Consider the following 8,302-nt stretch of genomic DNA (forward strand, 5'->3'; position numbering starts at 1 on the left):
CGCGGATCGTCACCGCCGCGGAGCTGACGAAGGCGCCGGCGTTGGGCCAGACCACGGCGCTCAGCGGCGTGCTGCGGTCGACGATGAAGCTATAAGTTGAGATCGCCGTCTCGGCGTTTCCCGCCGCGTCGAAGCCCTGCGAGTTGACCTCGTAGCGGTACCCGTTGGTGAAGGCGCCGGTGAAGTTGGAGAAGGTCCAGGGGTTGAGGCCCGTGAGACTGGTGTTCGAGAAGCTCGCGCTCGCGTTCCAGGTGCTGCTGAACAGGTCCCAGTATTCCCCCGTGCTGCGGCGCACGCGCAGCTTGACGTCGACGACGCCGCTCGGGTTCTGAGCCGCGAAGGCGTCCTCGGCCGTGCCCGTGATCGTCGCCGGCGCGAAATTGACGAGCGCCGCCGGCGCGGTCACTTCGGTGGCCGGCGGCGTGTTGTCGTAGGTGAACAGGCGCGCGGGCGTGCCGTCGGCGTTCAAATCGGCGTCGAGCTGGACGTTCGAGGGCGTGGCACTCACGTTGCCGGCGCGGTCGAGCGCGCGGACCCAGACGCGCAGGGCCCGAGACTCGGCCGGGGCCATCGGCGGGAAGACCTGGCTCCAGTTGGTCGTTCCCGTCACCGTGCGCCACTGATTGTACTTGGTGCCCGGGGTCGTGTCGTAGTCGTCGCCGAAGTTGCCGTTCGTGACGCCGTTCCAGTAGGCCTGAACGCTCTGGAGCTTGAGGAGGATCTGCACCGACTGAAGGCCCGCGGCGCCGGTCGTCTCGTCGTTGGCCGTGCCCAAAAGCGAGCCCAGGGTCGCCGCGTTAAGGTAGGCACCGTACGCGGGAGCCGTGATCGTCGCGGTCGGCACCTGCGCGTCGTAGCGGAAAGCCGAGCCGGACCCGACGGGCGTGGCGCCCTGCTGGAGGTTCGTCGCCTGATCGATCGCGGCGGAGACGGCGCGATAGGTGGCGCTCGACTCGAGCATGCCGGCCGGCACGCCGGTGGACCAGGCCAAGGTCGCCAGGCCCTGGACCGGGGTGCTCGACACCTGGGTCCAGGCCGCGCTGGGAGGCGGGGGCGGAGGATCCGAGATGCCCGGGTCGAAGGCGCCGGTGCCCCAGTTCCACCAGCCCGTCGGCGCGGCGCCGCCGTCGGTGTGGCGCACGGCCAGGTAGTTGCGCAGGACGCCGGAGGGGTTGGCTCCTGTCTCCACGCCGCTGCCGGAGAATGCTGTCAAGGAATTAATGGCGGAGCCATTGACCGGGACCGAGACGGTCGAGGTCGGGCGGCTCAGGTCGTACTTGAACGGCTGGGTCTGCCCCGGGGCCGACGCCGAGGGCAGCAGGCCCGCCGAGAAGTTGACGACGTTGCCCGCGACGTCGCGCGCGTGCACGAACACCGTATAGTTGACGCCGTCGGCGAGCTGGCCGGCGAGCTCGGGGGCGACGTACTGCCAGCTCGTCCCGCCTTTATAGACCTGCGTGGACCAGTGGATCGTCGACAGGCTCACCGAGAAGGAGCGCGTCGTCTCGCTCCACCACACGTCCTGGGCGGCGCCCGAGGAGATCGCCACCCAGACCTGGGCGATCCCGGAGGGCGTCGTGCCCGGGTCGGAGACGGTGCCCCAGGTGTAGGTGCTGATCCGGGTGGACTCGGCGTTGTTCGAGTGGGACGGCAAGGCGGGCGGCGAGGCCGGGAAGGAGATCGACGCCAGCGGCGCCAGGTTGTCGTAGCGGAAGGTCAGGTCGCCGCCGCCGGGGGCGGCGCGCACGTTGCCGGCGCGGTCGGTGACGCGCAGGTAAATGCGGTACTCCTGGTCATTGACGAGCGCCCCGTCCAGGTCGTCGTAGGTCCAGGTGACCGTTCCCGTGACGCCGCCCAAAGTCGCCGTCGAATAATGGGTGTTGAGCGCGGTCCAGGTCGAGCCGGTCCAGTCCTCGACCGGCCCGCCGGCCACGCGCTGCAGGCGCAGCTCCACCTTGGACAGGCCCGCGAGGTCGCCGATCGCCGTGCCCGAGATCATGGTCAGGGCGCTCGCCGCCGCGGCGCTCGGCTGTTGGAGCAGGACCGTGGGCGCGGTGTCGTCGACGACGAAGTCCACGATGTCGCCGCCCACGGTCGCGGGCACGCCCAGGTTGCCCGAGACCGTGCCGTCGGCGAGGAAGGAGGCGTCCTCGGCCCGGACCTCGAGGCGGTAGGAGGTGTCCGCGGCAAGCCAGGCGACGTTCGCGATCGACTGCCAAGTATTGTCCGTGGTCGGGAACCAGCCGAGGTTGCTCACGCCGGTGCCGGAAGAGAACTGCGTGCCCTGCCAGAACCAGGTATCGCCGCTGACGTACGAGATTCGGATGTCGGTCCGGCGTATCCCCGAGTTCCAAGGCGCGTTCGGGTCCACGGACGACGGTCCGCTGAACGGATTGCCGACGCCCCCGACCTGAGAGCTTCGGTAGTTGCCCAGGTGCAGCGGGAATCCGACGGCGGATGTCGGCGGGACGTTATCGAAGATGAAGGTGCGGGAGGAAACTCCGCCCGTGAAGACGGACTGCTCGTTGCGCGCGACGTCGATGCCTTTGGACAAGACGGTATACCACGTCGTGAAGGTCCCCAAGGCGGTGTTGAGGGAGGCGTCGGTGACGGTCCAGTTCGCGCTCGGGTCGGAGGAGGTCGCGATCCAGAACGGGCAGGCGACGGTGAAGAAGCCGCTGCCGGGATCGTAGCACTGCCCGCTGCGCAGGGACTGAACGGAGACGCTCGTGTGGTGCATCCCGAAGTTGTCGGACGCCGTGCCCGAGAGCGTGGACAGGGAGCGCACCGGCGAGGACGCGGTCGGGCGCGTGAGCCCGGCCACGGGCGGCGTCAGGTCCCACGTGAAGGCGCGCGTGGCCGAGATCGAGTTGCCGGCCGCGTCTTTGGCGATGAGAAAAGAGGTGTAGGCGCGGCCGTTCTCGAAAGCGGTTCCGTCGGCGAACTTGGCGTGGGCGTAGCCGTAGGTGTTGGCGGGAAGCGCCCCCACGTTAGGGACGAGGCAGGTCGCGTCCACGGTGGTCAGGCAGTCGGCGGCCGAAGCGGTATAGGTCGAGACGTTGTTCCAGAACTCGGGGGTGCCGGCCTCGATGCGGCGCACGCGGAAATAATGCGTCCGCCCCGAGCCCGGGAGCGCGTCGGCGTCGTCGGCCGCGGTGCCCTGCAGCTCGGGCAAGGAGCGCATGAACGCGGCCTCGGGGATGGTGACGACGGCCGACGGAAGCCCGTTGTCGATATAGAAATCGCGCGGACCCTGGGGCGGGGTCTCCGTCGGCACGCCCTCGGCCCGGCTCTCGAGCTGATAACGGTTGAGGCTGGTCCAGGACGACTGTGGGATGGAGAAATCCCAATCCGGAGCGAGATAGTTCGCGGGGATGAAGCCGTTGAAGGTGTTCGTCGAGATGAAGCTCACGCCGTTCCAGGCGAGATGGTTAGCGGGATCGTTGATGTTCTTGAGCCGCACGGAGACGCCGACGGCTTGGGCGTTGGCCGTGCCCGACAAGGTCGCCAACACGGCCTGGATATGCGGCGTCACGGCGCTGGGCTTGAGGATCACGCTGGCAGGCTGAGGAGCGGTGAAGGTGAAGGAAATCCTGCTGGTGCCCGCCGCGGCGACCGAGGGACGGGCCTGGATGTTTTGGGCGCGGTCGGCGGCCGCCGCGAGCACCTCGTAAACGTTGCCGGAGACCAAGGTCGGCGTCGAGGCGCCCGTGGCGGCCCAGTTGACGGGGCCGGCGTTGTCCGTCGAGGCCTTGACCCAGTAATTCGAGGCCGCCGAGGGCGAATCCGGCGGGACGGCGGCGTCGGGCAAGGTGAAGGCGTTCGTCGTCTTGTTCCACCAGCCCTTGGTTCCCGAGCTCCGATAATAGGCCACGAAGACGTCGAGGATTCCCGCGGGCCCGTTGTCGGCGGCCGTCCCGGTCACCTGCGACAGGCTCGAGACGTTGGAGCCGTGCGTCGGCAGGCCGATGACCGAGGCCGGCGCCTGGAAGTCGGCGCTGAACGTGACGGTGGAGTAGACCGTCTGGCGGTTGAGAGCCTTGTCGTTGGCGCGGGCGTTGGCCTCGTAATTTACCGAGGTCGTCCAGGCCGCGCTCGACAGGGACCAGGTCCACGACGGCCCCGTGCCCACGAGCGACGCCGGGTTCCAGACCTCACCGGTCACCGAGGTCACCCAGTCGCCGTTGATCCCGGCCGAGAGGTCCAGGTATTTCAAGTCCGAGTCGCGCTTGACGCGCACCTGCATGGGATCGACGATGCCGGCCCCCGTGTCGGCCGCGGTGCCCGAGACGAAGGCGGACTGGGAGATGAAGCCCCCGGCGGCGGGGAAGGTGATCGTCCCCGTGGGGGTGAAGGTATCGTAGGTAAAGGTCCGGGTGGAGAGCTCGATGGCGGTCTCGTTGCCGGCCGGATCGCGCGCCTTTGCCCGCAGATCATAGCGCGTATTGTCGACCCACTCGGCGGCCGGCGGCATGGAGAATCGGAACGGCTCGCTGACGCTGTCGAAGGCGCCGTCCGTCGCGACCGCGGCGGGCCATGGAGCGGGCTCGGCGGCCGCCCAGCTCAGCCCGTTCCAGTAGCTCGTCGTGCCGGTGTTGTTGAAGCGCCTGAGCAGGACGCTCACGGAGTCGATGCGGCCGCCCGTGTTGTCCAAAGCGTCGCCCGTGGCGAATGTGAAGGTCGAGCGGGTGTGCAGGCCGTCGGCCAGGCTCGTGATGGTCGCGCCCGGCCGCTCCGGCGGGCCGGCCTGGTACTCATCGAGGGTGAAGGTAACCGTCGAGGGTGCCACCTCGACGAACGTCGCCCAATCCTTGGCGCGGACGACCAGGCGGAACTGCTCGCCGGAGAGGCCGGCGATGGAAGGCATGGCCACCGTCCAGGTTCCGCTGGCCGCGCCCACGGTGTATGGCGTATAGGATACCGGGGTCCAGAACCCGGACCCCGCGGGATCGGCGATGCCGGGGTCCTTGTCGCCCGTGGTCGCGTCCCAGCCGGCGGTCCCCCAATTATAGGTCAGGTTGGCCACCTGCCGGTAAAGGTGCAGGTAGACGAAATCGGTCCGGCCCGGGTTGGGGCCCGTTCCGAGGTCGGAGGCCGTTCCGGAAAGGGTCGTCAGCGAGCCGATGAAGCTGCCGTCGACCACGTTGGTGATCACGGAAACGGGCCGCTCGACGTCGAAGCTGAAGCCGACGATCGCCCCCCCGACGCCCGCGCCCTCGTCGTTGGCCGCGAAGTCGCGCGCGCGGGATCGGGCCCAGTATTTCTGGCCGTTGGCCCACGGGACGGACGGCGTGGCGGAGGAGAAATTCGGCGCGGCATACGAGGCCGGAAACCAAATCGGGGCGCCGGCGGCCGTGAAAATCGAGCCGTCCCAATAGATGCCGCTGCCTTCGCCGACGGCCCCGCCCGCCTTGATATACATGTCCACGGCCTGCACCAGACCCGGGCTGGTGTCCGAAGCGTCGCCCCCCAGGCTTGTCAGAGAGTTGTAGGCGACGCCGTCGACCAAGGTCCCCGCGCCCCCGCCGTTGCGCCGGTTGAGGCTCGTGTTCGGCGCGATCGTATCCCAGATGAACTCCTTGTTCCGGTCCGCGGAGGGCGCGAGATTGCCCAGGTTGCCGATGGCGTCCTGGCCGCGCATCTTGACGACGTACTTGCGTCCGTTGACGAAGCCGATTCCCCCCGGCACCGCGTATTCCCAGTTGTTGCCGCTGACGTTGGTCGCCGACAGCCAGGTCTCGGCGCTCACCCAGTCCGAGCCGTTCCACCAGCGGCAGGAGGGGTCGCCCGGGCAGTCGTTGGTGAAATCCGCGTCATCGACCGCGTCGCTCGAGATCTGCACGTGAACCTGTGCCACGGCCACCGCGTTGTCGACGGCCGTGCCGGAGATCGCGACCAGGCTGTTGCGGTAGGCCTGGGTGGGAACCGTGATCCTCGCGTCGGGCGGGCTAAGGTCGACCCGGAAGCTGTTCGAGGCCGTCCCCACCGCGAAATCGGTTTGGACGTTGCCGGCGAAGTCCTTGGCCCGGACCACGAGCAGGAAATCGTTGTTGTTGTAGCTGGAGAAGTCGGGGCTCGCCACCGACCAGGAGGAGGGCCAGACCGCCGCGTCCGGCCAATCCCCGGGCTCCGCGCCCACCCAGATGCCCCCGGTCCAGAAGGAGTTGTTGGTCTTGTTCCACAGGAGGTACTCGACCTTGCTGATGCCGCTGTGGCCGTCGTAATAGCCTCCGGCGAATTCCGCGCTGGCTCCCAGGCGCGAGCCGTCGAGCGGCAGGGAAACCGAGACGGTGGGCACGAGCACGTCCCAATAGAAGGTGGTGGCGTTGATCAGCGCCTGCGTATTGGCCGTCGGCGCGGCCTGGTCGGTCGCGCGGCTGGTCACGCTGAAGGAAGAGCCGCTGATCACCGGGGGAGTGGGACAAGTGGGATTTCCGCTTCCCCATATAGCGTCGCCCACGGCCTTGCTCCAGGCGACGCTGTCGAGGTTGACCGGGACCGGATCGGCCGTGGGCCAGGCGGGTTCGACGGCCACCCAGCCCGAGCCGTCGAAGTAGCAGGCGTTGGACAGGCGCCGGATCATGAAATCGACGAAGTCGAGCCGGCCGCGGCTGGAGCCCAGGTTGTCGTCGGCCGTGCCGGAGAGGGTCGGCAAGGTGTTGTACCACAGCCGTCCCAAGCCGTCGATGCGCGCGGCGTCGCTCGGGTTGGGCAAGGTGCGCGCGGAGTCGATATCGGAGTTCGAGTTGTCGAAGACGAAGGTCGTGCACGAGGGGGCGATATTGTCGCAGCCCGCGATGTCCGGGCCCTGGATGTTTTCGACGCGGTCCTGGGCCTTGAAGTAAATCCGGTACTGCGTATCGTGGGTCCAGTTCGAGAAGGCGTAGCTCCAGCCGACGGTGGCGCCCGCGCTCGGCGAGACGATGGGCACCCAGAACCAGATGACGCTCGTCGAGTTGTAGCCGAACCCGTCCCAGTACTTGTTGGTGTTGACGTTCTTGATCGAGATCGAGCCGCCCGCGAGATAATAATTATCCGCCGCCGTCCCCGAGATCGTGGCGAGCGCCGAGCGCAGGGAGTTGTTGGCCGGCACGGTGATGCTCGCCGTGGGGGGAGTCTCGTCGAGCGTGAACCGGAACGGGATGTCGGCCCAGTTCTTGGTCTCATATGCGCCGGAGCCGTTGTTGTAGAACTCGTAGACCGCTTCGCTGGCGCCCTTGGCGCCCCGCTGCGGATAGAACGGATCGGCGGAGTTCTCGTTGCCGAACTCGCCGCCCGTGACCAGGACATTGTCGCCGGTGTCGGAGTGCATGCCCTCATAGACGATCGGCCAATAGGCGTCGCTCGGGCCCGGGTTGAAAATACCCACGCGGTAAGTTTGGCCGGCCTTGAGGACCACGCCGGGAAAGCTGACGCCGCCCCAACCCAAAGCGGGCGTGGTGACGCTCCCCGTAGGAAAGGTTCCGGCGCCGCCGATGCTGGTCGTGCCGATCAGCACTCCACCGTCGCTCAGGTTTTGGACGTGGAAGGAGAGTATGTCGCCGCCTCCGGGCGTCACGCCGGAGTTCTGCATCGCCGCCACCTCGAACCTGGTGACCTTAAGGTCCGCCGCGGGCGTGATCTTGATCGCGGGGCGGTAACCGTTCGAGAAATCCGTCCTCGACCATTGGTCGCTGCCCGAGCCGCGCCCCTCCCCGATCGATTTCATGCTCACGTTGGGATAGTTGGAGCCGGGACGGCCGAAGAAGCGCGCGTAAGGGATGCCCTGGAACTTGCCGTTGTCGTACTTGACCAGGAAGATCGGAGTCGCGTTGAGGTCGACGACGGCCGACCCGCCGCGCACGAAGATCGTCGCGAGGCTGGCGTCCGTGGTGCCGTCGGGATAGGTGTTCTGAAACGGAAGGTAGCTCACCAAATCGTTGGCGCCGTTGCCCATGCAGCTCGCGTTGCTGTTGTTGCAGTTCATGAAGCGGAGATAGTGGACCGAGCCCGCCGCCGCCGGCGTGCTGACGCTCGCGCTGAAGCTCGCTTTGTGCCAGCCGATCCGGCCGTTCGCGCCGGAGGGCTGGGTGTAGGTCGCCGTGTCGGAAAGCACGTTGAAGGCGTCGTCGAGGATATTGATGCGCATGACGCGCGAGTTGGTGCCGTGGTTCCAGACGAACCAGGCGTTGGTGATGACGCCCGACTCCGCGGCGGTGAACTTGATGCGGTACTCGTCGCCGGTCGTCTGAAAGCCGACGTAGCCGCCGCCGCCGGCGCTGTTGGCGTAGGCGCTGTGGCCGGTCACCTCGTTGCCCCAGAT

1 protein-coding gene (only partly in view) is annotated in these 8,302 nt (G+C 67.7%); it reads right to left on the bottom strand.

What is annotated here, in order from left to right; genetic code table 11:
- On the bottom strand, positions 1–8,287 hold part of the coding region annotated (locus V6M46_RS08795; RefSeq protein WP_332663846.1) for a hypothetical protein (this coding region is incomplete at its 3' end). Its footprint begins 24,601 nt before the window's first position; 8,287 of 32,888 annotated nt are visible.
- Positions 8,288–8,302: the final 15 nt, after the last annotated feature.

Origin of the sequence: Aeromicrobium sp., from assembly GCF_036676885.1 — a bacterium.
GTDB lineage: Bacteria > Actinomycetota > Actinomycetes > Propionibacteriales > Nocardioidaceae > Aeromicrobium.